Source organism: Burkholderia sp. Bp8984, assembly GCF_003853755.1.
GTDB lineage: Bacteria > Pseudomonadota > Gammaproteobacteria > Burkholderiales > Burkholderiaceae > Burkholderia.
Window position 1 is genome coordinate 153055 of record NZ_QTQN01000004.1, and the last position, 23685, is coordinate 176739.

Annotated in this window: 25 protein-coding genes; 8 read left to right on the forward strand and 17 right to left on the reverse strand. The window is 67.3% G+C overall.

Going from position 1 to position 23685, the window contains the following annotated elements; translation table 11 throughout:
* Positions 1-8: 8 nt before the first annotated feature.
* The 3 genes from DID98_RS06345 to DID98_RS06355 all read right to left on the reverse strand — a co-directional run bounded on the left by DID98_RS06345 (position 9) and on the right by DID98_RS06355 (position 3328).
* A complete protein-coding gene (locus DID98_RS06345) occupies positions 9-947 on the reverse strand; it encodes an ABC transporter permease subunit (RefSeq protein WP_124486048.1) in 939 nt (312 codons plus the stop codon).
* An 11-nt stretch (positions 948-958) separates the two neighbouring features.
* Entirely contained in the window at positions 959-2572 is a 1614-nt protein-coding gene (locus DID98_RS06350; protein WP_124486047.1) for a peptide ABC transporter substrate-binding protein, read from the reverse strand.
* A 177-nt stretch (positions 2573-2749) separates the two neighbouring features.
* Positions 2750-3328 carry a cupin domain-containing protein gene (locus DID98_RS06355; RefSeq protein ID WP_044844989.1) on the reverse strand — a complete coding sequence of 193 codons (579 nt, stop codon included), beginning with the start codon at positions 3326-3328 and terminating at the stop codon, positions 2750-2752.
* Positions 3329-3826: 498 nt separating this feature from the next.
* Between DID98_RS06355 and DID98_RS06365 the strand changes: the two genes are divergently transcribed.
* Both DID98_RS06365 and DID98_RS06370 read left to right on the forward strand, forming a co-directional pair.
* Complete coding sequence (locus DID98_RS06365) at positions 3827-5350, forward strand: peptide MFS transporter (protein WP_044844988.1); 1524 nt, start codon at positions 3827-3829, stop codon at positions 5348-5350.
* 120 nt (positions 5351-5470) lie between these two features.
* Complete coding sequence (locus DID98_RS06370) at positions 5471-5677, forward strand: hypothetical protein (RefSeq protein WP_044844987.1); 207 nt, start codon at positions 5471-5473, stop codon at positions 5675-5677.
* Positions 5678-5726: 49 nt separating this feature from the next.
* On the opposite strand, the gene DID98_RS06375 is transcribed toward DID98_RS06370, so the two are convergent.
* The 3 genes from DID98_RS06375 to DID98_RS06385 form a co-directional block, all read right to left on the reverse strand.
* Complete coding sequence (locus DID98_RS06375; RefSeq protein WP_124486046.1) at positions 5727-6851, reverse strand: OpgC domain-containing protein; 1125 nt, start codon at positions 6849-6851, stop codon at positions 5727-5729.
* Positions 6852-7249: 398 nt separating this feature from the next.
* Positions 7250-8149, reverse strand: coding sequence for an EamA family transporter RarD (gene rarD, locus DID98_RS06380; RefSeq protein ID WP_124520101.1), 900 nt, complete (start codon positions 8147-8149; stop codon positions 7250-7252).
* A gap of 19 nt (positions 8150-8168) precedes the next feature.
* A complete protein-coding gene (locus DID98_RS06385) occupies positions 8169-8465 on the reverse strand; it encodes an acylphosphatase (protein ID WP_124486044.1) in 297 nt (98 codons plus the stop codon).
* Between the two features lie 256 nt (positions 8466-8721).
* Between DID98_RS06385 and hpnA the strand changes: the two genes are divergently transcribed.
* The gene (hpnA, locus tag DID98_RS06390) at positions 8722-9729 is read left to right on the forward strand and encodes a hopanoid-associated sugar epimerase (RefSeq protein ID WP_044844982.1); all 1008 of its coding nucleotides are present in this window, start codon (positions 8722-8724) and stop codon (positions 9727-9729) included.
* A 108-nt stretch (positions 9730-9837) separates the two neighbouring features.
* The gene (locus tag DID98_RS06395; RefSeq protein WP_124520103.1) at positions 9838-11253 is read left to right on the forward strand and encodes a phage tail protein; all 1416 of its coding nucleotides are present in this window, start codon (positions 9838-9840) and stop codon (positions 11251-11253) included.
* A gap of 124 nt (positions 11254-11377) precedes the next feature.
* On the opposite strand, the gene DID98_RS06400 is transcribed toward DID98_RS06395, so the two are convergent.
* The gene (locus DID98_RS06400) at positions 11378-12565 is read right to left on the reverse strand and encodes a glycosyltransferase (RefSeq protein ID WP_124520105.1); all 1188 of its coding nucleotides are present in this window, start codon (positions 12563-12565) and stop codon (positions 11378-11380) included.
* 416 nt (positions 12566-12981) lie between these two features.
* Between DID98_RS06400 and ispH the strand changes: the two genes are divergently transcribed.
* A complete protein-coding gene (gene ispH, locus DID98_RS06410; protein ID WP_044844980.1) occupies positions 12982-13923 on the forward strand; it encodes a 4-hydroxy-3-methylbut-2-enyl diphosphate reductase in 942 nt (313 codons plus the stop codon).
* A 12-nt stretch (positions 13924-13935) separates the two neighbouring features.
* The gene (gene hpnH, locus DID98_RS06415) at positions 13936-15096 is read left to right on the forward strand and encodes an adenosyl-hopene transferase HpnH (protein WP_124520106.1); all 1161 of its coding nucleotides are present in this window, start codon (positions 13936-13938) and stop codon (positions 15094-15096) included.
* A gap of 167 nt (positions 15097-15263) precedes the next feature.
* On the opposite strand, the gene DID98_RS06420 is transcribed toward hpnH, so the two are convergent.
* The 5 genes from DID98_RS06420 to DID98_RS06440 form a co-directional block, all read right to left on the reverse strand.
* Positions 15264-15524, reverse strand: coding sequence for a hypothetical protein (locus DID98_RS06420; protein WP_124486042.1), 261 nt, complete (start codon positions 15522-15524; stop codon positions 15264-15266).
* 180 nt (positions 15525-15704) lie between these two features.
* Positions 15705-16184, reverse strand: coding sequence for a hypothetical protein (locus DID98_RS06425; protein ID WP_124520107.1), 480 nt, complete (start codon positions 16182-16184; stop codon positions 15705-15707).
* Positions 16181-16393 carry a hypothetical protein gene (locus tag DID98_RS06430; RefSeq protein WP_124486040.1) on the reverse strand — a complete coding sequence of 71 codons (213 nt, stop codon included), beginning with the start codon at positions 16391-16393 and terminating at the stop codon, positions 16181-16183. The genes DID98_RS06425 and DID98_RS06430 overlap by 4 nt, the downstream gene beginning before the upstream one ends.
* A 14-nt stretch (positions 16394-16407) precedes the next feature.
* Positions 16408-16785 (reverse strand): hypothetical protein, encoded by a 378-nt coding sequence (locus DID98_RS06435; RefSeq protein ID WP_124486039.1) that lies wholly within the window; start codon positions 16783-16785, stop codon positions 16408-16410.
* Between the two features lie 176 nt (positions 16786-16961).
* Positions 16962-17249 carry a hypothetical protein gene (locus DID98_RS06440; protein WP_124486038.1) on the reverse strand — a complete coding sequence of 96 codons (288 nt, stop codon included), beginning with the start codon at positions 17247-17249 and terminating at the stop codon, positions 16962-16964.
* Between the two features lie 30 nt (positions 17250-17279).
* Between DID98_RS06440 and DID98_RS06445 the strand changes: the two genes are divergently transcribed.
* Positions 17280-17633, forward strand: a complete 354-nt coding sequence (locus tag DID98_RS06445) for a DOPA 4,5-dioxygenase family protein (RefSeq protein WP_044844975.1) — start codon at positions 17280-17282, stop codon at positions 17631-17633.
* 153 nt (positions 17634-17786) lie between these two features.
* Complete coding sequence (locus DID98_RS06450; protein ID WP_124486037.1) at positions 17787-18218, forward strand: nuclear transport factor 2 family protein; 432 nt, start codon at positions 17787-17789, stop codon at positions 18216-18218.
* Between the two features lie 93 nt (positions 18219-18311).
* Here DID98_RS06450 and trhA read toward each other — a convergent pair whose 3' ends face one another.
* From trhA to DID98_RS06480, 5 genes are all read right to left on the reverse strand, one after another.
* On the reverse strand, positions 18312-18932 hold the full coding sequence (gene trhA / locus DID98_RS06455) for a PAQR family membrane homeostasis protein TrhA (protein WP_044844973.1): 621 nt from the start codon (positions 18930-18932) through the stop codon (positions 18312-18314).
* A gap of 228 nt (positions 18933-19160) precedes the next feature.
* Positions 19161-19367: a YbdD/YjiX family protein gene (locus tag DID98_RS06460; RefSeq protein ID WP_006766647.1), complete on the reverse strand. Its 207-nt coding sequence runs from the start codon at positions 19365-19367 to the stop codon at positions 19161-19163.
* 12 nt (positions 19368-19379) lie between these two features.
* A complete protein-coding gene (locus tag DID98_RS06465; protein WP_124520108.1) occupies positions 19380-21458 on the reverse strand; it encodes a carbon starvation CstA family protein in 2079 nt (692 codons plus the stop codon).
* A gap of 290 nt (positions 21459-21748) precedes the next feature.
* On the reverse strand, positions 21749-22177 hold the full coding sequence (locus DID98_RS06470) for a PRC-barrel domain-containing protein (RefSeq protein WP_124520109.1): 429 nt from the start codon (positions 22175-22177) through the stop codon (positions 21749-21751).
* A 375-nt stretch (positions 22178-22552) separates the two neighbouring features.
* On the reverse strand, positions 22553-23683 hold the full coding sequence (locus tag DID98_RS06480; protein ID WP_014900794.1) for a 3-deoxy-7-phosphoheptulonate synthase: 1131 nt from the start codon (positions 23681-23683) through the stop codon (positions 22553-22555).
* Positions 23684-23685 lie beyond the last annotated feature (2 nt).

The window sequence follows — 23685 nt, forward strand, 5'->3', positions numbered from 1 at the left end:
TGCCTCGCTCAATAACGGATGCGCGGATCGAGCCATGCGTACGCGAGGTCGACCAGCAGGTTGAACAGCACGGCACAGACGGTCGTCAGCACGACGAGGCCGAGCACCAGCGTGTAGTCGCGGTTGATCGCGCCGTTCACGACGAGCTGCCCGAGCCCCGGCAGCGCGAACACCGATTCGGTGACGACGGCCGCCGTGATCGACGTGATGCAGACCGTGCCGAACAGCGACACGACCGGCATCAGCGCGGGCTTGAGCGCGTGGCGCAGCACGATCGTCGAGCCCGGCAGGCCCTTCGCGCGCGCGGTGCGGATGAAGTTGCTCGACAGCGTCTCGATCATCGAGCCGCGCATCACGCGCGCGAGCAGCGATACGTTGATGAAGGTCAGCAGCACGATCGGCAGCAGCCTGTACTGCCAGCCGCCGTCGCCCCAGCCGCCGGCCGGCAGCCAGCCGTTGCCGGCCGAGGTCTTCAGCAGGATCGCGAAGATCCACACCAGCACCGGGCCGAGCACGAACGGCGGCACGACGTTGCCGAAGTTGCCGATCAGCATCACGAAGCGGTCGATCACGCTGTCGCGGCGCACGGCCGCGACGGTGCCGAGCAGCACGCCGAACCCGATCGAGAGCGGGATCGAGATGCCGCCCACGCCGAGACTCACGGGCAGCGCCTTCTTCACGAGATCGTTCACCGACCAGTCGACGTAGCGGAACGACGGGCCGAGATCGCCGTGCAGCAGCGAACCGAGATACAGCAGGTACTGCTTCCACAGCGGCTCGTCGAGGTGGTACTTCGCGTTCAGGTTCGCGAGCGTCGCCGCGGACAGCTGCTTCTCCGTATCGAACGGACCGCCGGGCGTGAAGTGCAGCAGCAGGTAGCAGACGGTGATGACGGCGAGAATCGTCGGCACCGCCCACAACGTGCGTCTCAATGCGTAGGCCAGCATGATCGCTCCGCTCAGTGCTTGATCAGGTACATGTCCTGCGAAGCACGCATGTCGATCACGTTCTTCAGCGAGTAGCCGCCCACGTAGGGCTTCACGAGACGGTCGGCCGAGTACTGGAACAGCGGCACCATCGGCGTGTCGTTCATCGCCGCGTCGTGCGCCTGCGTGAGCAGCGTGGCGCGCGCCTTGTCGTCGAGCTTCTGGTTGCCTTCGTCGACGAGCGTGTCGGCCTGCTTGTTGCAGTAGCCGACGGTATTCTGCGAGCTGCCGCAGCGGATCAGGTCGAAGAAGGTCATCGCGTCGTTGTAGTCGGCGAACCAGCCGTCGCGCGCGATCTGCACCTTGCCGTCATGCCGCTCCTTCATCAGCACCTTGAACTCGACGTTCTCGAGCTTCGTGTCGATGCCGAGCTTCGTGCGCCATTCCGATGCGGTGAACAGCGCGACCTTCTTGTGCAGGTCGTTGGTGTTGTACGTGAGCGTGAACGACAGCGGCTTCGCATCGGAGAAGCCGGCCTGCTTCAGCAGGTCCTTCGCGGTCGCGACGCGCTTGGCCATCGGCCACGACGCCCATTCCGGCGTGAACGGGTGCACGCCCTTCGTGCCGTTCGGCATCAGGCCGTACATCGGCTTCTCGCCGGCCTGCGTGAGCTTCGACGTCAGCACGTCGCGATCGATCACCATCGACAGCGCCTGGCGCACGCGCTTGTCCTTCAGCGCCGCGTCGCTGTTGTTCAGGTAGTAGTAGTAGGTCGCGAGCTGCAGGCCCGGGCGCAGTTCGCCGCCGAACTGCTTGCTGACCTGCTGGAAGATGCCCGACGGGATCGAGTAGCTGTAGTCGATCTGGCCGGCCTGGTACATGCGCATCGCCGTTTCGTCGCTTTCGATCGGCAGGTACGTGACCTTGTTGATCACGACCTTCGGCGCGTTCCAGTACTTCGCGTCCTTCGAGATCACGATGCGGTTGTTCGGCTGCCAGTCGACGAGCTGGTACGCGCCGTTGCTGACGATGTTGCCGGGACGCGTCCATGCGTCGCCGAACTTCGCGACGGTGTCCTTGTTCACCGGCGCGAGCGGCACCATCGCGGTCAGTTCGGGGAAGAACGCGACCGGCACGTCGGTCGTCACTTCCAGCGTGTACGGGTCGACTGCGCGCACGCCGAGCGTCGTCGGCGCGGCCTTGCCGGCGATGATGTCCTTCGAGTTCTTCACGAACTCGACGAGGATCGTGTACTTCGAGCCCGTCTTCGGGTCGACGAGGCGCTGCCACGAGTAGACGAAATCGGCGGCCGTCACGGGCTGGCCGTTGCTCCACTTCGCATCGTGGCGCAGCTTGAAGATCCAGGTCTGCGGCGTCTTGCGCTCCCACGACTGCGCGACACCCGGCACGACCTGGCCGGCCGCGTCGATGCGGGCAAGCCCTTCGAACAGGTCGAGGCCGATCGTGTTGCCGGTCCACGATTCGATGTGCGCCGGGTCGAGCGACTCGACTTCGGCGGGCACCTGGCGCGTCAGGTCCTGTTGAGGAGCGAGCGTGACGTTCGACGGAACGGTAACGGCGTGGGCGACGGGCGTCGTCAGGGCGAGCGCGGCCAGCACGGCCGACATGGCATGCAAGGATTTCATCGTGGCAGTCTTGAGAAAGTTGTTCGGCGAGCGATGCGCGGCGGATGCCGCGGTTACGCGTGAGACGCTGACGGGTACAGCGATTGAGGAGGCCCGTGATTCTCGTATTGCATCTTAGTATTCCTTACGTTTCTTTCGACAGGCATTCCGTCTTGGAAACGAAGGAATACCTGTGCGTTAGAACAGCCGCGGCGTACCGACCCAGACCACCACCGACTCGACCTTCGCGGTGTTGACCCAGCTGTGCGGGACCGTCGACTGATAGTGCGAACTGTCACCGGCCTGCAGGACGAACGTCTTGCCTTCCAGCGTCAGCGACACTTCCCCTTCAATCACATACAGGAATTCCTCTCCTGCATGGGTCGTCACCTCCGACCGCTTCTGCCCCGGCGGCATCCGCACGAGGATCGCCTCGAGCTGACGCCCTTCGGTCACGTTGGTCAGCCTCGCGAACAGGTTCGCCGAATCGGCGAATCCGAAGAAGCGCAACTGATCGCCTCTGCAGACCGAGCGTTCCTCGCTCGGCGTATCCACGAAGTACTGCACCGTCACGCCGAGCGCTTGTGCGATACCGGCCAGCGACGTCAGTGACGGCGACGCGAGCCCGCGTTCGACTTGAGACAGAAACGGCTTCGAAATCCCCGCGGCGGTAGCGGTGTCGTCGAGCGTGCGCTTGAGTCGTTGGCGCAACGCGCGAATCTTGCTGCCGAGTGCGGCAGCGTCTGCCGCTCGCGAGTTTTCAGTGGGGGGAACCATAGCAGGCCGAAAAGTGGTCGTCAAAAAATGTTTGATGGAAAGTAACTAAGTTAATACGAGATAGCTTAATCTTCGGGTTCGCACACGTCTTCGGTGTTGAGCCCGGTGCACTAAACAGGGCACGAAGCGGGCGAAACGACGCGCTATCTTGCCAGACTCGCCGGCTTCACAGGCAAGCTGCAAGCGGCTCTCCGGGAATTTTCGGAGAACGGGCGCGAAGCTTACAAATAGATGATGAGACAAATTTTCCTGAAAGCTGCTGCCATATCGGGAGTTTCCCTGAGTGGCGCGGACCTGACGCACCGGACCGGCAAACGTTACCACTCGCGTGCCGGTCGGGGCCTCGCACCGCCTTATCGGGCGGAGTCCGACCCCGGCCCGGGCTAACCCGCCCGACTGCTCCATCGCCGACGCAAAGCCTACCCGGCCACCGTGCTCCGGCGCCAGTTCGACCCCAAGGCGACGCGCGATCCGCGCCGTCCGTTTCAAACGAGATTGATGATGCACGCACCTGTTTCACAGACCCGTTCGTTTACGACGGTCTTCCTCATCGAAATGTGGGAGCGCTTCGGCTACTACGGTATGGCCGCGCTCCTGGTCCTCTTCATGGTCGACCGGCTCGGTTTCACCGACAGCCATGCGAACCTGACCTGGGGCGCGTTCACCGCGCTCGTCTACGCGTCGCCGTCGATCGGCGGCTGGATCGGCGACAAGGTGCTCGGCGCACGTCGCACGATGATCATCGGCGCGGCCGTGCTGTGCGCCGGCTACCTGATGCTGGCGATCCCGAACGACGCGCTGGCGTACATGTACGCATCGCTCGGCGTGATCGTCGTCGGCAACGGCCTGTTCAAGGCCAACGCGGCGAACCTCGTGCGCCGCATCTACGAAGGCGACGATGCGCGCATCGACAGCGCGTTCACGATCTACTACATGGCGGTCAACATCGGCTCGACCGTGTCGATGCTCGCGACGCCGTGGATCAAGGATCACTGGGGCTGGCACACCGCGTTCGCGGTCTGCTGCGCCGGCATGCTGCTCGCGATCCTGAACTTCATGCTGATGCACCGCACGCTCGCGCACATCGGCTCGCAGCCCGACGACGAACCGATCCGCTGGAAGCGCCTCGGCGGCGTGGCGGCAGGCGGCGTTGCGCTCGCGCTGGTCACGCTGTACGTGCTGCAGCACAAGCAGCTCGCAGTCGCGAGCGTATGGACGGCGGCGTTCGCGATCCTCGCGATCTTCGCGTACATGATCGCGAAGTCGGAGCGTTCGGAACGCGCGGGCCTGATCGCGGCGCTCGTGCTGATCGGCCAGGTGATCCTGTTCTTCATCTTCTACGTGCAGATGTCGACGTCGCTCACGCTGTTCGCGCTGCGCAACGTCGATCCGCGCTTCATCCTGTTCGGCACGACGCTGTTCACGTGGAGCGCCGCGCAGTTCCAGGCGCTGAACCCGATCTGGATCATGATGCTGAGCCCGGTGCTCGTGTGGGTCTACAACGCGTTCTCGAAGAGCGGCCGTGACCTGCCGGTCGCCGCGAAGTATGCGTTCGGCTTCGGCGCGGTAGCCGCCGGCTACCTGGTGTTCACGATCAGCGGCCGCTACGCGGTGGACGGCCGCGTGTCGTCGTGGTTCATGGTGTGGGGCTACGGCCTCTACTCGCTCGGCGAACTGCTGGTGAGCGGCCTCGGCCTCGCGATGATCGCCCGCTACGTGCCGGCGCGCATGAGCGGCTTCATGATGGGCGCGTATTTCGTCGCGACGGGTGTGTCGCAGTATCTGGGCAGCGTCGTCGCGAACTTCGCGCAGATGCCGTCGCACGACCTGCCGGCCACCGAATCGCTGCCGCTGTACCTGTCGCTGTTCGAGAAGCTCGGCTGGCTCGCCGCGATCGGCATGCTGCTCGCCCTGCTGCTGCTGCCGATGATGAACCGCCTGTCGCGCCAGCATCAGCGCTGCGCGGAAGAGCGCCGCGAGGAAGAAGCGGTGCAGGCGCAGGCGATGGCCTCGGCGCAGTAAGTACTATCCCTCGGCGTGCGGCGTGCACGCCACATTCTCCCGCCAGCGCGGCCAGCACGTCCTACACTGGTTGCAACGGCGCATCCGCTCCGTCGTGATGCGCACTGGCGGGAGAAGATCATGAAAAACAAGACGACTCGGCTCTTGAGGATACTGTCGGACATCCGGCACGCGCAGCGCTGCACTACATTGCGCGCCGCCCGGGCCGCGGCCGAAGCCGATGCGGTGCTCGCGCAGCAGGACGATCCGAAGTCCGACGAACGCGACGACGCCGAATCCGACGACGCGACCGTCGTCCCCCGCTCCCGTATCGGCTCACCTCACTGAGCGCACAGCGCGGCACGTTGCGTGCCGCCTGCGCGTTTTCCCGCACCGTTCACGCGGCCGCGCCGCGCCGGCGTGCGAACCACGTTCCCGAACCGGCCACCGCCATCATCAGCCCGACCGCGCATGCGTCGGCCGCGAGGCCCACGCCGATATGCCGCAGCTCGGCGCCGTTCGCGACCGGATGCAGCAGCGAATCGATGACGAGCGAGATCGCCGCGCCCGCGACGAAGCAGATCAGGCCGCGCCGGCCGACCGCGACGACCGGCTGCACGGCCCGCGCAATGCGCGCGATCCAGCCGTAGCGCACGCAGTCGGCCATCAGCCAGGCAATCGCCGCGAAGCTCACGATGCGCGGCAGCGCGAGATCGCGCTTGAGAATACCTTCCGGCAACGGCAGCCCCGAGAACAGCTTGTAGCTCGCACAACCGAGCACGATCGCGCACGCGACGCCGGTCGCCGCGGCGCTCCAGCGCCCGAGCGCGACGTACCGGTAGAAAGGCTGGCAGCGGGCGAGCACGCCGGCGACGAACATCAGCTGCCACGCGAACGGGTTGAAGTTCCAGCGGAACGCATCGGTGTCCAGCAGCTCGGGGCCGAGCCAGCCCGCCGCGAGCCACGACGTCGCGCCGAACGCGACGAGGAGCCACGGATGGCGGCGCGCGAACGGCACGATCACCGGCGACGCGAGCGCGAACAGCACGTACATCGGCAGCACCGACGCGAGATACGGCTGGCGCTGGAACGTGAGCAGTTCGGCGAGCCCCGTGAGCGGCGACGCGAGCATCACACTGACGTCGTCGAGCGCGAGGTTCGGCGTGTCGATCCCGTAATGGTCGAGCACGGCGGACACGACGAGCATCAGCGTCGACGTCGCGAGAAACGCGCGGTAGATCTGCATCGCGCGGCGCACGAACCGCCGCTGCGCCGCGCGCGCGCCGTGCCGGTCGGCGATCGCGCCGTACGCGCTCGCGGTCGCGAAGCCGCCGAGGAACACGAACACCTCGGCTGCATCGCACAGCGCGAATGCATGGAGCGTCACGCGCGACAGCACGCTCGCGCCGATGTGATCGACGACGATCATCAGCAGCACGATGCCGCGGAAGAAATCGACTTCGATCAGGCGCGCGCTACGGGTCGGCGGCATCGGGACGGCAGGCGGCGTGTTCAACGACATGGCCGCACCTGCACGACGACGGTGCGGCATGCACCGAAGGAGGATTCGGAAGGGAGAAGGCGAACGCGATCGGCGGCGCTACGCGTATGCTCGTATCGCGCCAACCCGGCCGGCCCGGCACGAAAATGACCGTTCATGGAAAAGCCGCATACGAAGAGGAGGCGGTCAGATCAGTCTAGCGGCCGGTCGGGAGATACCCTAAGTAACAAAGTGCAACGGAATCTTCTGTTCGATTACAGGCGTGACATCGGCGATGCAACGCTGGCGAGGCCGCCAGCCAGACGTCAGCTGCACATCAGCGCGATGCCGGTTCGACGCCGGCATCGCGTGACGCGACGCAAGCAATGCGCACTGCGCGGCACGTTCGTTGCCGCCGTCGCACGGCCGGGCGGCGATGCTCAGCCGCGCGCGGGCAAGCGCCGCATCAGCATCGCGCTGTGCCACGCGGTCAATGCAACGGCCGCCCAGATCGGCCCGTACGTCGCGAGCTGCGCGACGCTCAGCGTCTCGCCGAGCAGCAGCAGCGACACCGCGACGAGCAGCACCGGTTCGACGTAGCCGAGGATCCCGAACAGCGCCATCGGCAGCATCCGGCTCGCCTTCAGGTAGCTCGCGAGCGCGAGCGTGCTGAGCACGCCGAGCCCCGGCAGCAGCACGGCCCACAGCCGCGGATGGCTGGCGACCGGCGTCGCGCTCGCCGACACCATCGCGAACGCGACCGGACACAGCAGCACGATCTCGAGCGCGAACGCGGCCAGCGAATCGGCGTTGATCCGGCGGCGCAGCACGAAATACGGCGGATAGCCGAGCGCGACGACGAGCGTCGGCCACGCGAACGCGCGCGTCGCCCATACCTCGTGCGCGACGCCGAGCGCCGCGCATGCGACCGCCGCCCATTGCAGCGGATCGAGCCGTTCGTGATAGTAGAAGCGGCCGACGAGCACCATCGTCAGCGGCAGCAGGAAATAGCCGAGCGACACTTCGAGCATGCGTCCGTGCAGCGGCGCCCACAGGAACAGCCACAGCTGCAGGCCGAGCAGCGCCGCGCTCGCGGGCAGCGCGACCAGCAGGCGCCAGTCGCGCACGCCGCGCCGCACGAGTTCGACGAGCGCCGGCCAGCGGCCGCGCAGCGCGATCAGGGCGAGCGCGCCCGGCGCGGTCCACAGGATGCGCCACGCGAAGATGTCGAGCCCCGTGAGCGGCGCGAGCAGTTTCGCGTAGGCGGACATCAGCGCGAACAGCGTCGACGCCATCACCGACAGCGCGATGCCGCGCCCGGCCTCCGGATACCCCGTCATGTTCTTTTAGCCTTGCGCGTTACTGCTGCTGGAAGCGCTCGAAGCGCTTTTCGACGTGGCGCTCCTCGAACGTCACCTCGGTCACGCGCGCGGACGGCGGCCCGTGGCGCAGCCACGCGAGCATCCGGTCGATCTGCGCGCCCGGGCCCTGGATCATCGCCTCGACGCTGCCGTCCTCGAGATTCGCGACCCAGCCGCGCAGCTTCAGCGCATGCGCCTCGCGCACCGTCGCGTGACGGAAACCGACGCCCTGCACGACGCCGCGCACCCGCACGTAGTAGGTCTCGATCCGTTCGTCCAGTTCATTGCGGCTCATCGCGTCGCCCTCCCGTCGTGCAATCCATTCAAGCCCGGCATTGTAGTCGCGTCGGCCGCTTCGCACACGGGCCCGGCGGGCCGGCTCGGCGCCGTCGCCAGTGCAGCCGCCCGCGCGAGCACGCAACTGCGGGTTTGCTGCCCGGCGATGCGTGCGTGCCGGAGGACGGCGCTCGCGTCGCCGGGCGCGCCGACCACGTACAATCTCGCCGACGCACAACCGCCGCGCCGCCCGCGCGCGGCCCTGAAGGAAACGCATGACTGATACTTCCCGCGATCTCGTTCTCGTCACCGGCGCGTCCGGTTTCGTCGGCTCGGCCGTCGCACGCATCGCGCAGCAGAAAGGCTATGCGGTGCGCGTGCTGGTGCGCCCGACCAGCCCGCGCACGAACGTCGCGGATCTCGACGCCGAGATCGTCACCGGCGACATGCGCGACGAGACGTCGATGCGCGCCGCGCTGCGCGGTGTGCGCTACCTGCTGCACGTGGCGGCCGACTACCGGCTGTGGGCGCCGGACCCGCACGAGATCGAGCGCGCGAACCTCGAAGGCGCAGTCGCGACGATGCGCGCGGCGCGCGCCGAAGGCGTCGAACGGATCGTCTACACGAGCAGCGTCGCGACGCTGAAGGTCACGAGCGCCGGCGATCCGTCCGACGAGAACCGGCCGCTGACCGCCGAGCAGGCGATCGGCGTGTACAAGCGCAGCAAGGTGCTGGCCGAGCGCGCGGTCGAGCGGATGATCGCCGACGAAGGGCTGCCGGCCGTGATCGTCAACCCGTCGACGCCGATCGGCCCGCGCGACGTAAAGCCGACGCCGACCGGCCGCATCATCGTCGAGGCCGCGCTCGGCAAGATTCCCGCGTTCGTCGATACCGGGCTGAACCTGGTGCACGTCGACGACGTCGCGCACGGCCACTTCCTCGCGCTCGAGCGCGGCCGGATCGGCGAGCGCTACATCCTCGGCGGCGAGAACCTGCCGCTGCAGCAGATGCTGGCCGACATCGCACAGATGACGGGCCGCAAGGCGCCGACGATCGCGCTGCCGCGCTGGCCGCTCTACCCGCTCGCCGTCGGTGCGGAGGCCGTCGCGAAGTTCACGAAGAAGGAGCCGTTCGTGACCGTCGACGGGCTGCGGATGTCGAAGAACAAGATGTATTTCACGTCCGCGAAGGCCGAGCGCGAGCTCGGCTACCGTGCGCGTCCGTACCGCGAAGGACTGCGCGATGCGCTCGACTGGTTCGGCTCGGCGGGCTACCTGAAGTAACACAAAGCGGCGTATTTCACGCCGCTTTGCGCACTTTGTTACACGTCGCTGACGGACCGGCACCGGCGCAGCGGTTAAAATCGCGGGTCTTACGCAGAGAAGACACGCATGAACCTGAACGAACAGATCGATTCGCTCAACGCGGGCGTCGATCAGCTCCTCCACGATCACCACGCCGCGCAGCAGGCGGCACGCAGCGCGGAAGCGTTCGCGCGCGCCGCCGCGGCGGAAGCCCAGGCCGCCGCCGCACGTCACGCCGCCGCGGAAGCCGAAGCACAGGCCGCCGCGCAGCGCCACACGGCCGCAGCCGCCGACGCCGATGCCGCGCAGCAGCGCCACGCCGACGCCACCGCCGCGGCCGAAGCCGCCGCCCAACGCCACACCGAAGCCGCCGCGCAGGCCGAGGCCGCCGTCCAGCGGCACGCCGAAGCGACCGCGCTGACCGAGGCGCTCGCGCAGCGCCACGCGGATGCCGAAGCCGCGTCGCAGCGTCATGCGGCCGCGATCGCCGAAGCCGAGGCCGCCGCGCAGCGTCATCACGCCGCCGCGACCGAAGCGGACGCGGCCGCGCAGCGTCATGCGGCGGCCGCCGCGGAAGCCGAAGCCGCCGCGAAGCGCCATGCGGAGGCGACCGCCGCAGCCGAGGCCGCGACGCAGCGCCACGCGGCCGCGATCGCCGAGGCCGAGGCACTCGCGCAGCGTCACACGCAGGCGATCGCCGAAGCGGAAGCGGCTGCGCAACGCCATGTCGAGGCAACCGCCGAAGCCGAAGCGATCACGCAGCGTCACGCCGAAGCGATCGCGCAAGCCGACGCGGCCGCGCAACGCCATGCGGAGGCGACCGCCGAGGCCGAGGCCGTCGCGCAGCGCCATACCGAAGCGATCGCGCAGGCCGAAGCGGCCGCCGAGCGTCACGCGAAGGCGATCGCCGACGCGGAAGCGCTGGTCGAAGCCGTCGTGAAGGACGCCGCGACGAACGCGGCAGCTTTGGCCATCGAGCCGGCCGTCGCGGCTGAGGCGGTCGAACCGGCCGTCGGGTCCGCCGTTGAGCCGATGACGAACGCCACCGCGCCGGCTGCCGCCGATGAAGTCGCCGCTGCGGCGGCCGACGCGATCACCGACGTCGTCGCGACCACCGTCGCCGACGCCGCGATCGAAGTCGCACCCGCGGCCGAAGCAGGCGCCGACGCCCCCGCGGACAAGGCGACGCTGCACGTCGCGCGCCCGTCGCAGAACGAACTGACGCTGACCGTCAACGGCCAGTCGATCACGTTGCACCCGGAACAACTGGGCCAGCTGATCGAGGAACTCGCGCATGCGCGCGCGTCGATGCAGCCGGAACCGCCGCCGGGCATCCCGGCCGGCTGGCGCTTCGTGACGACGAAGAACCCGATGATGGCCGTGCAGAAGCAGTCGAACGGCGATCGTCTGCTGGTCGCGCGCCACACCGGCTACGGCTGGGTGCCGTTCACGTTCTCGCCGGACGTCGTGATCCAGATGTACATGATGCTGACGCAGCGGTAAGCACGCGCGCAGCGGCGACCGGACGTCGGCCGGAAAGCAAACAGCCCGAATCGGCTCACGTCGATTCGGGCTGTCTGTTTTCAGCAATCCGGTGGTCCTGACGGCCGGCATCCGCCGGCCCGCTTCAGCGCTCCACCGGCGCCTGCACCCGCGCCTTCCACTGACCACCCTTGCCGCGCCAGTAGCGCCACGCGGACGCGAACGTCGCGCCGACGTAGAACAGCGCCACGAGCGGCAGCGCGGGCGCCCACAGCGGCGAGCGCCGGTAATAGCGCAGCATCGGCGCATACGCGGTGCACATCGACGCCCATGCCAGCCACGCCGGCCAGGCCCGCGCGCCGTATGCGAGCGCGGCCACAGGCGGCACGAGATAGATGATCGTCATCCCGAGCAGCGTGCCGGCGAGCAGCAGCGGCGAATAATGGAGCTGCGTGAACGCGGTGCGCGCGATCATGTTCCAGATGTCGCGCCAGCTGTCGTACGGACGCAGCGACACGCTGCGCTCGGCAAGGTCGAGCCGGATCGGATGCCGGCCGCTGCCGCGATGCTTGATCTGCGCGGCGAGGCTGCAGTCGTCGATCAGCGCGCCGCGGATCGATTCGATGCCGCCGGCCTCTTCCAGCGCGCTGCGCTTGACCAGCATGCAGCCGCCCGCGGCGCCGGCCGTCCGTTTGCGCGGATTGTTGATCCACGAGAACGGATAGAGCTTCGCGAAGAAGAACACGAACGCCGGGATCAGCGCCTTTTCCCAGAACGAATCGCAGCGCAGCCGCACCATCAGCGACACGAGATCGCGCTGTTCGGCCTGCGCGCGCGTGACGAGCTGGGCCACCGCGTCGGGCGGATGGCCGATGTCGGCATCCGTCAGCAGCAGATAGTCGGCCGGCAGCCCGAGCGTGCGCACCGCGGCGATGCCCTGCGACTGCGCCCACACCTTGCCCGACCAGCCGGCCGGCAGCGGCTTCGCGGCCAGCACGGTCAGGCGGTCGGCGCGGTTGATCGCGAGCGCCGCCGCGCGGGCCGCGGCGGCGGTGCCGTCGTCGCTGTGGTCGTCGACAATGATCAGATGAAAGTCGCCCGGATAATCCTGCTCGAGCAGCGACGTCGCCGCTTGCGCGATCACGTCGACCTCGTTGCGCGCCGGCACGACCGCGACGACCGCCGGCCAGCCGGCCTCGGCCGCGGCGCCGCGCGCTTCCGGCGGCAGGGCCCGCGCGGGTCGCGCGCGCCAGAAGCCGCCGCGCGCGACCAGCAGCACGATCCAGATCACCAGCGACAGGCCGGACACCAGGAAGGTAATCGCCAGCATCATCGGCACGCCTCCTGCCGGACGCCGGCGCCAGCAGCCCCGGATCGTTCGATCTCAATCGGGGTCGGAGTGAAAACACCCTTGACCGCACCAGCGGCAGGGCAATACGCGTAAGAATCGACGGTCATCGAATGGCCTTGAAATGAGCGCGACGCCGGGCAGCCGGACGGGCTGCCCGCGAAACCGCGCAGTTTACCGGGTTCCGCACGCACGAGCGCCGACGCGGCGCTGCGGCGGATGCAACACGGCCGATACAGCACCAGAGCAAGGACGGCCCGATAGGGTTAAAATGCGCGATTAATTCGGGGTTCCGGGGCCTGGCCTGGCCGGTTCGTTCCTGCCTTCATAACATCAAGCCGGGGCGAGCGAGCGGTGCCAGCTCTTCGAACCCGGCGTCTGTCGTCGGAGTTCGCTCACTTATGCGAGTCATCCTTGCCCAGCCCCGCGGCTTTTGTGCGGGGGTTGTCCGCGCGATCGAGATCGTCGATCGCGCGCTGCAACAGCACGGCGCGCCGGTCTATGTGCGTCATGAGATCGTGCATAACCGGCACGTCGTCGAAAACCTGCGTAATAAAGGGGCTCGATTCGTCGAGGAGCTCGACGAGGTGCCGCACGGCGCCGTGGCGATCTTCAGCGCGCACGGGGTCGCCCAGACGGTCGAACGCGACGCGGAAACGCGCGGGCTCGACGTGCTGGACGCCACCTGCCCGCTCGTCACGAAAGTGCACGTGCAGGGCCGCCAGTACGTCGCGGCGGGCCGCCGGCTGATCCTGATCGGCCATGCGGGCCATCCGGAAGTCGAGGGCACGATCGGCCAGATCCCGGCCGAGGTGATCCTCGTGCAGAGCGAGGCCGAAGTCGATACGCTGACGCTGCCGGTCGACACGCCGGTCGCGTACGTCACGCAGACGACGCTGTCGGTCGACGACACGCGCGGCATCATCGAAGCGCTGCAGCGCCGGTTTACCGACATCGTCGGCCCGGACACGCGCGACATCTGCTACGCGACGCAAAACCGCCAGGCCGCCGTGCGCGAGCTGAGCGGCCAGGTCGACGTGCTGCTGGTCGTCGGTGCGACGAACAGCTCGAACTCGAACCGCCTGCGCGAGATCGGCACCGAAAGCGGTGTACCGAGCTATCTCGTCGCCGACGGCTCGGAAGTGAAGGCCGAATGGTTCGCGGGCGTGCAGACGGTCGGCCTGACCGCCGGCGCGTCGGCACCCGAGGAAATGGTCGAGGATGTAATCGGCGCGCTGCGCGCGCTGGGGCCCGTCGATGTCACGACGATGGCGGGCCGTGAGGAAAAAGTCGAATTCAAGTTGCCGGCGAAGCTTACGCAAGCTGTCGCCCGCGAAGTTTAAGGAGGACATCTCTTGTCTATTCCGCTGCTCCAGCAAGTCCGCGTCGGCGCATACATCATGCGCCAACACCTGTCCGGCAACAAACGCTATCCGCTCGCGCTGATGCTCGAGCCGCTGTTCCGCTGCAACCTCGCCTGCAACGGCTGCGGCAAGATCGATTATCCGGACCCGATCCTGAACCAGCGCCTGTCCGTCGAGGAATGCCTGGAAGCCGTCGACGAGTGCGGCGCGCCCATCGTGTCGATCGCCGGCGGCGAGCCGCTGCTCCACAAGGAGATGCCGGAGATCGTCAAGGGCATCATGAAGCGCAAGAAGTTCGTGTACCTGTGCACGAACGCGCTCCTGATGGAAAAGAAGATGGACGACTACGAGCCGAATCCGTACTTCGTCTGGTCGGTCCACCTCGACGGCGACAAGGAAATGCACGACCATTCCGTGTCGCAGGAAGGCGTATACGACAAGGCGGTCGCGGCCATCAAGGAAGCGAAGCGCCGCGGCTTCCGCGTGAACATCAACTGCACGCTGTTCAACGATGCGATCCCCGAGCGCGTCGCGAAGTTCTTCGATACGCTGGGGCCGATCGGCGTCGACGGCATCACCGTGTCGCCGGGCTATGCGTACGAGCGCGCGCCGGATCAGCAGCACTTCCTGAACCGCGACAAGACGAAGAACCTGTTCCGCGAAATCCTGAAGCGCGGCGAAGGCGGCAAGCGCTGGTCGTTCAGCCAGTCGTCGCTGTTCCTCGACTTCCTGGCCGGCAACCAGACGTACAAGTGCACGCCGTGGGGCAACCCGGCGCGTACCGTGTTCGGCTGGCAGAAGCCGTGCTATCTGGTCGGCGAAGGTTACGTGAAGACCTTCAAGGAACTGATGGAAGACACGAACTGGGACAACTACGGCGTCGGCAACTACGAGAAGTGCGCGGACTGCATGGTCCACTGCGGCTTCGAAGCCACCGCCGTGATGGACACGATCGCGCATCCGCTGAAGGCGTTCGCCGTGAGCCGGAAGGGCATCAAGACCGAAGGCGCGTTCGCGCCGGACATCTCGATCGCGAAGCAGCGTCCGGCCGAGTACGTGTTCTCGCGCCACGTCGAGATCAAGCTCGAGGAAATCCAGCGCGCCGGCAAGGGCAAGCTGCAGAAGCCGGCCAAGCCGGCAACGGCGGCTTAAGCGCGTGTCGCCATGCGGAGGTTCGCGCCTCCGCATCGGCCGGCATCGAAGAAGCGCCACGGAGTTCGCTCCGTGGCGCTTTTGTTTTGTCGGGCTTGGGTTGTGTCGGCGTTCGTGCGGGGAGCGGCGCGCATCCGCGCACACATGAGCAGGCGAACGCCGCTCGCCTAGTGTCTCGACTCCGCGGCCGCGATCAATTGCCATGCCGTCGGGCCGGGGTCGAGCAGCGGGTCGGACGGCGGATCGAGATCGTGCCGATGCTCGTCGTCGGACGGCAGCGTCTGCCGCTTCGCAATGCCGATCTCGTCGCCGCATACGGTGCATCGATAGATGCCCGCGATCGTCACTTCGCTGCCCGGCGGCAGGTTCTCGCTGAATGCGCGGCCGCTTCCGCACGTGAAGTAGCCGCCGATCCTGTATAGCGCCATCGCTCCTCCTGATCGAAACGGATGCGTTCACGCCGACACGTACGATCATCGCCCACGCGACGATGGATCGTCATCGACCGAACCCGTCCGGTTCCCGTCATGACATTAGACGGCGAGCGTCGGCGCCGGGGAATGGGACAGGTATGAAACATCGCGCGGCGCCGGTCGCGTCGACGATGCTCAATGCAGAACGGCCGGTTCCCGCATCTTCGCCGCGGCTTGCGCGACGAGGGCCGGCTGGTCGGCCGACGCGAACGCACTGACGTGACGCCACAGCTCGGCGAGCCGGTGCCGCGTGAGCGTCGCGACGCACGCATCGTTCGCGGCGAGGATGCGCTCGAGCACCGCGCATTCGTCGTCGTGCAGCGTCCATGCGCCGCTTTCCGCCGCGCGCGCGACGCTCGCATCGAGCATGCGCTCCGCATCGACGCACAGGTCGATGCTCGCGTCCGCCGATACCGCGTCGTCGAGCGCGAGGAACACCAGGTAGACGCTCGTGCGCAACCGCATCAGCAACGTTTCGCTGCCGTGCTCGCCACGCAGCGCGACGAGCGCCATGTGGCATTTCAGCGAGATGTCGCGCACATGCGCGGGCGGCAACGGCAGCAGCCATTCGCGCGTCAGCGGCGGATGGCGACGGCTTTTCCGGACGGCCTTCATGATCCGCTCTCGCTGGCGGCAACGTCGTCCGCGTCGAAGCGCGGCAACCCGGTGCGGCACGCGACTGCGCCGGGGCGCGCGGCGCGATGGCCGTTCGCGCGGCGCCGCGCGGCGTACGGATCGTCACGCCGCCGCGTCGCGCACGCGCGCGGCAGCCGGCGGATCGTCGACGCGCGCCACGCGTCGGCGAGTCGGTTCGCGCATGCCATGCTCGTCTCCCGCATCAGAACGTGTTCTCGCCTTTCAGGTAGTACGCGGTCTTCACGAAGAACGCCTTTACCGGATGGCCGCTCTGCGCGGCGCTGGCCGCACGCGCTTCCATCGCGGCCTTCTCGTCGCGCGAGCGGTCGGGCACCGGGTTCCGTACGCGTTCGAGCGCACGCTGCATCGCGAGCGGATAGTTCTGGTTGCCGGCCGTCGTCGCGCGATAGCCGGCGCGCGTCATCTGCATCAGTTGCGCGTCGGTTTCGGCACGCGCCGCGGACCAGGTCAACGGCGCGACGTTCGACTGCCGCTCGGTGTCGACGGACTGCGCGAAGCTCGCGGCGGGCAGCGCGGCAAGCGCGCCGGACAGCACTGCAAGGGAAACAACGGATCGCATCATGGCCTCCAGATGGTTGCGTCCGCATCGATCTTCGACGTCGATGCGGTGAAACCATCGTATGTCGCGCGGCCGCGCGCTTGAATAGCCGATTCCGCAATTGATATTTTCGGCACTGACGGCCGGCGCGTGACGCGCGCGACTCGCCAATGCCGCCCGAGTGGAATTTCTTTATTTCATTCAACGACCTGATCGCGTTTTTGCAGACGATTCGATGCAGTGCGCGAATCGCTTTTGCCATTTTCGAAATGACGTATTGCCGAAGCGATTTCGCTCGGAGCCCGCGCCGGCCGGGCTTGCGGCACGATGCCGCGCATGCCGGCCCGCGCGGGAAATACCTCAACGAACCCGCCGGTTTCTTTGACGCGCAACCATTCTTCACGCCGATTTATCGCTTCGCGACAAGACGTGTCCGACAAGGACGCGCGATAATTGCCCATCGCGCCGCAAGTGACGGCGCTCATGCCTTCCCTATTCCTCTCACGAGTCCCGTCATGGCTGATATCGATTCCACCGCGATCAACAGTTGGCACGCACACGTCTACTTCGACGCCGCCAGCCGCGACGCGGCCTGGGCGTTTCGCCTCGTCGTCGAAGAGCGGTTCGGCGCGATCATCGAGCTCGGCCGCTTTCACGAACGCCTCGTCGGCCCGCATCCGGCCTGGTCGTACCAGATCGCATTCGACGCCACGCGGTTCGACACCATCGTGCCGTGGCTCGTGCTGAATCACGGCGCGCTCGACATCTTCCTGCATCCGAATACCAACGACGAACTGCGCGACCATCGCGACAGCGCGGTGTGGATCGGCAAGTCGCATGAACTGAATCTCGGCGCGCTGGGGGGCTGACGCGAACGGCGGAACGCGGTTGCGGTTGCGGTTGCGGTTGCGGTTGCGGTTGCGCTCGGCGCACGCACCATCCACGTTTCGGCCTGCGGTGAAACGTCCGACAGCGTTGCATCAATACAGTGGTGCCGTTATCCACGCTTGCCGGAACGCACCATGACCCACGCCGACACCGATGCGCACCGCATCCATCGAGACTGGCACGCCGCCGTCGTCGCACGCGACCTCGATGCGCTGATGTCGCTGTACGCGGACGACGCGATCCTCGAAACGCCGCTGATCGTCGCCACGCTGCCCGATCACGGCTCGGGCGTGCTGCACGGCAAGCCCGCGATCGGCGCGTTCTTCGCGGCAGGGCTGCGCAATCCGGGCAACCGGCTCGGACGCTGGTACCGCACGGGCCTGTTCTTTTCGAACGGCAAGCAACTCACCTGGGAATATCCGCGCGAAACGCCGGACGGCGATCAGGTCGATCTCGTCGAGGTGATGGATCTGCGCGACGGGCTGATCGCGCATCATCGCGTCTACTGGGGGTGGGTCGGGTTCAACACGCTGCGCAACGTCGCGCCAGCGGCCGGTCGCACCTGACGCCGACGACCACGAAGAACGCACGGCGCGCCTGCTCCGGCTGACACGGCCGCAGCCGCATGCGGCTGCGCCTTCGTCTGCGTCCCGCGTCGCTCACGCCACATACATCGCGACACTGACGAACTGGCACAGGCTGCCGGCCAGCACGAAAAGGTGCCAGATACCGTGCCCGTGGCGGATGCGTTCGTCGTTGATGAAGAAGTAGATCCCGGCGCTGTAGATGACGCCGCCGGCCACGAGCCATGCGGTACCCACCGGCGGCAACGCATGGATCAGCGGGCGGATCGCGACGAGCGCGAGCCAGCCCATCAGCACGTACAGGATCATCGACACGATGCGCGTGCGCCGTCCGAGCGTGAGCTCCTGCACGATCCCGAACGCGGCGAGCCCCCAGCTCACGCCGAACAGCGACCAGCCCCACGGGCCGCGCAGCGTGACGAGCGTGAACGGCGTGTAGCTGCCCGCGATCAGCAGATAGATCGCCGAATGGTCACACTTCTGCAGGATCGCCTTGAGCCGCGGGTTGCGCACGCTGTGATACGCGGTCGAGATCCCGTACAACAGGATCAGCATCGCGCCGTACACGCTGAAGCTCACGATCTTGTAAGGATCGCGGTCGAGCGCACCCATCGTCACCAGCGCGACCAGCCCTGCCACCGACAATACCGCGCCGACGAGATGGGAAATGCTGTTGAAACGCTCACCGACATGCACGACGGGTTCTCCTGCGCGGATTCATCGGAAAAAAGTAGAGCCCTATGATACCGGCGGCCGGATCAAGCCGCGCTGAAGCGGGCCAACCGCCGCAACCACGACAGGCAGCAAACATGCCCGCCCCGGCCCGCCAAATAAAAAGCGCCGCGAATGCCTTCGCGGCGCTTCCTGGTCCGTCACCGGACTGCCCTTGGTGGTGCCCTTACCGGCCGGCTTTGCCGGCCCGCTTCAGCAACACTTCCCTGCCCCCGACCCGTACCGCGCATTCTGACGCTCGCGGAAGAATTCCTCATACGTCATCGGCTCGCGGTCCGGATGGGTGTCGCGCATGTGCGCGACGTAGGTGTCGTAGTCGGGCAGGCCGACCATCAGCCGCAACGCCTGCCCGAGGTAACGCCCCGCGCTGCGCAGGTCGCTGCCCAGATCGCTGAACATCGCGGCCTCCCTTTAACGTCCGCTGCCAAGCGCCTGCGCGGCCGGCATCGCTTCGTACGGCGTCTCGCGCACGGTCGGCTTCGACTCGCGGCGCGCGCGCAGCACGGCGAGCAGCCCGTACCCCGCGATCGCCACGACGACGAAGATGAACAGGCCGGCCAGCGCCGCATCGATGTAGTCGTTGAAGATGATCCGCTGCATCTGCGCGATCGACTTCGCCGGCGCGAGCACCTTGCCTTCGTCCACCGCGGCCTGCAGCTTCGCCGCGTGCGCGAGGAAGCTGACCTTCGGGTTCGCATCGAAGATCTTCTGCCAGCCGGCCGTCAGCGTGCAGATCAACAGCCATGCGGTCGGCACGATCGTCACCCACGCGTAGCGCTCGCGCTTCATCTTGAACAGCACGACGGTGCCGAGCACCAGCGCGATCGCGGCGAGCATCTGGTTCGAGATGCCGAACAGCGGCCACAGCGTGTTGATGCCGCCGAGCGGATCGACCACGCCCTGGTACAGGAAGTAGCCCCACGCGGCCACGCACAGCGCGGTGGCGACCAGGTTCGCGGGCAGCGACTCGGTGCGCTTGAGCGCCGGGTGGAACGTGCCGAGCAGGTCCTGCAGCATGAAGCGGCCCGCGCGCGTGCCGGCGTCGACCGCCGTCAGGATGAACAGCGCCTCGAACAGGATCGCGAAGTGATACCAGAACGCCATCATCGCTTCGCCGCCGATCACCTGGTGCAGGATGTGCGCCATGCCGACGGCCAGCGTCGGCGCGCCGCCCGCACGCGCGATGATCGTCGTTTCGCCGACGGCCTTCGCGGTCTGCGTCAGCATGTCGGGCGTCAGCACGAAGCCCCATTGCGTGACCGTGTTCGCGACGGCTTCCGGCGTGGAGCCGAGCACGGCGGCCGGCGCGTTCATCGCGAAGTAGATGCCCGGCTCGATCACGCACGCGGCGACCAGCGCCATGATCGCGACGAACGATTCCATCAGCATCGCGCCGTAACCGATGAAGCGTGCGTTGGTTTCGTTGTCGATCAGCTTCGGCGTCGTGCCCGACGAGATCAGCGCGTGGAAGCCCGACACCGCGCCGCACGCGATCGTGATGAACAGGAACGGGAACAGGTTGCCCGACCATACCGGGCCCGTGCCGTCGACGAACTTCGTCAACGCGGGCATCTTCAGTTCCGGCGCGACGACCAGGATGCCGATCGCAAGGCCGAGGATCGTGCCGATCTTCAGGAACGTCGACAGGTAGTCGCGCGGCGCGAGCAGCAGCCACACCGGCAGCACCGATGCGACGAAACCGTAGCCGATCAGGATCCACGTGAGCTGCGTGCCGCTGAACGTGAACCAGGCGGCGAGCGCCGGCGAATCGTGCACGGTCTGGCCGAACGCGATCGACGCCATCAGCAGCACGAAGCCGATGATCGACACTTCGCCGATGCGGCCCGGACGGATGTAGCGCGTGTAGACGCCCATGAACAGGGCGATCGGAATCGTCGCGGCGACGGTGAACGTGCCCCACGGCGAATTCGTCAGCGCCTTCACGACGATCAGCGCGAGCACCGCGAGGATGATCACCATGATCAGGAACGCGCCGAACAGCGCGATCACGCCGGGCACCGTGCCGAGCTCCATCTTGACGAGGTCGCCAAGCGAGCGGCCGTCGCGGCGCGTCGAGATGAACAGCACGATGAAGTCCTGCACCGCGCCGGCGAACACGACGCCGGCCAGGATCCACAGCATGCCGGGCGTGTAGCCCATCTGCGCGGCGAGCACGGGGCCGACGAGCGGCCCGGCGCCGGCGATCGCGGCGAAGTGATGGCCGAACAGCACGTACTTGTTGGTCGGTACGTAGTCGAGGCCGTCGTTGTGCCGGACGGCCGGCGTCATCCGCAGCCCGTCGAGCTGCATGACCTTGCTGGCGATGAAACGGCTGTAGAAGCGATATGCGATCAGATATACGCAGACTGCGGCGATCACGATCCACAGCGCGCTGACGCGTTCGCCGTGCGCGAGTGCGATCGTCCCGAACGCGAATGCGCCGAGCAGCGCGACGGCGATCCATAGCAGGGTACTGGAAGCCCGATTCATGGCGTCTCCTGGTCTCCAATGTGGTTTTGAGTGGATCCGGCCAGGCGCCGAACCCGCGTGACGTCGATGCGTCGTGCCGCGTCTCGTGGATGCCGCGGCGATGGGCCGTAGTATTCCGCGCGACAGGGGCAGCTTACAAGCGCACAACTACGTATGCGGGGCTACGTAGAATTACGTAGACCGAGCGCGGGCGCGCACTGCGCCCGTAATGGATCGGCGCGCGACGCGACGTGGCGCGGCCCGGCGCGCGGCCGGCCGGGCATGGCAGGTCGCGCGCCGGGCCGCGTGGATCAGTGCTTGTCGTCGGCCTTCTTCGGCTTCGGCGGCGACGGCACCTTCGCGTACTGGAATGCCGGCGTGGCCTTCAGCGCGTCCTTCGTCGCGCCCGGCAGGTAGATGTTGCCGTTGCGCACGTCGAGCGACGCGATCGGCACCGCGACGTCATGCGCGGCCACGCCGAGGAAGCCGCCCGCCGACACGATCGCCGCCGACACCGAGCCGTCCGGCGCGACGATCAGGTCGCGCACCGTGCCGACTTTCTGGTTCGCGTCGTTGTACACGGCCTTGCCGAGCACGCTCTTCTTCACGCTCCAGCCTTCGAGCAGCGCCTGCGATTGCTCGACGGTCACGCTGAGCGGCTGCGCGCCGGCGATCTGCGCGTGCGCGCTGACGCTCGATGCGAGGACGGTTGCCGCGATGAGGGTCTTGTAGAACTTCATGTATTGCACTCCGGTTCGGTTGTTGTTGATTCCGGGAGCGAAGCGACGCGGGCGCAACGGCTGATCGGTGAGCGCCCCGCGCTTCGTCGGTCGCGTGGCGGCCAGCCGCGCCGCCACTGCGTGTGTGCATGACGGACCGGCGTGGCCGGACCGCAGCGTGCAACACGGCTTCATGGTAGCGGCATTCGCCGGATCGTGCGTTCGGAGTGCGACGTGACAGGCGGGGCGACACGGATGAAGATCAATGTCCGTGCGGACAGGATGTGCGCGCCGCGGCATGTCGATCGGGAGAACGTCGGAGACGGGCATCCGGTCGTCACCGGCGCACGGACCGTGCGGCGGACGTCCCCGGCCCCGCCACGCAGTCACACCGCCTCACGCGTTGCGCGAATACACCCTGCGATGCCGCACCGCCTCCGCCAGCACGTCGAGCACCGGCTCCGTCTGCGTCCAGCTCAGGCACGCATCGGTGATCGACACGCCGTACTGCAGCGGCACGCCCGGCTTCAGATCCTGGCGCCCGGCCTCGAGATGGCTCTCGACCATCACGCCGACGATCCGGTGCTCGCCCTGCGACAGCTGCCGCGCGAGATCCTGCGCGACCTCGATCTGCCGCTCGTGCGACTTGTTGGAATTCGCATGCGAGCAATCGACCATCACCTGCTCGCGCAACCCGCTCTTGCGCAGCACCGCGCAGCTCGCCTCGACGTGTTCGGCGTCGTAGTTCGGCCCGTTCTTGCCGCCGCGCAGGATCACGTGCGCGTCGTCGTTGCCGCGCGTCTCGAAGATCGCGGCCATGCCCATCTTCGTCATCCCCATGAACGCATGGCTCGCGCGCGCGGCGACGATCGCGTCGGATGCGACCTGCACGCCGCCGTCGGTGCCGTTCTTGAAACCGATCGGACAGCTCAGCCCCGATGCCAGCTGACGATGGCTCTGGCTCTCGGTCGTGCGCGCCCCGATCGCGCCCCACGCGATCAGGTCCGCGATGTACTGCGGGCTCAGCAGGTCGAGGAATTCGGTCGACGCAGGCAGGCCGAGCGCGTTGATGTCGAGCAGCAGTTGCCGCGCCGCGCGCAGCCCTTCGTTGATGCGGAAGCTGCCGTCGAGGCGCGGATCGTTGATGTAGCCCTTCCAGCCGACCGTCGTGCGCGGCTTCTCGAAGTACACGCGCATCGTGATCAGCAGGTCGTCCTTCAGCGCATCGGCGGCGGCCTTCAGGCGGCGGGCGTACTCGAGCGCCTGGTCGTGATCGTGGATCGAGCACGGGCCGACGACGAGCAGCAGCCGGTCGTCGCGGCCGTGCAGGATGTCGCCGATCGCGCGGCGCGTGTCCTCGACGAGCGTCTGCGTGGCGGCCGGCACCGGCAGTTCGTCCTGCAGCAGCGCCGGCGAGATCAGCGGACGCACGGCGCCGATGCGGACGTCGTCGATACGCGTGGTGTCCTGCGTCGCGTCGGCACTGCCTACCTCGCGATCATGGGAAGGATTGTCGAGGTTCTGCATGG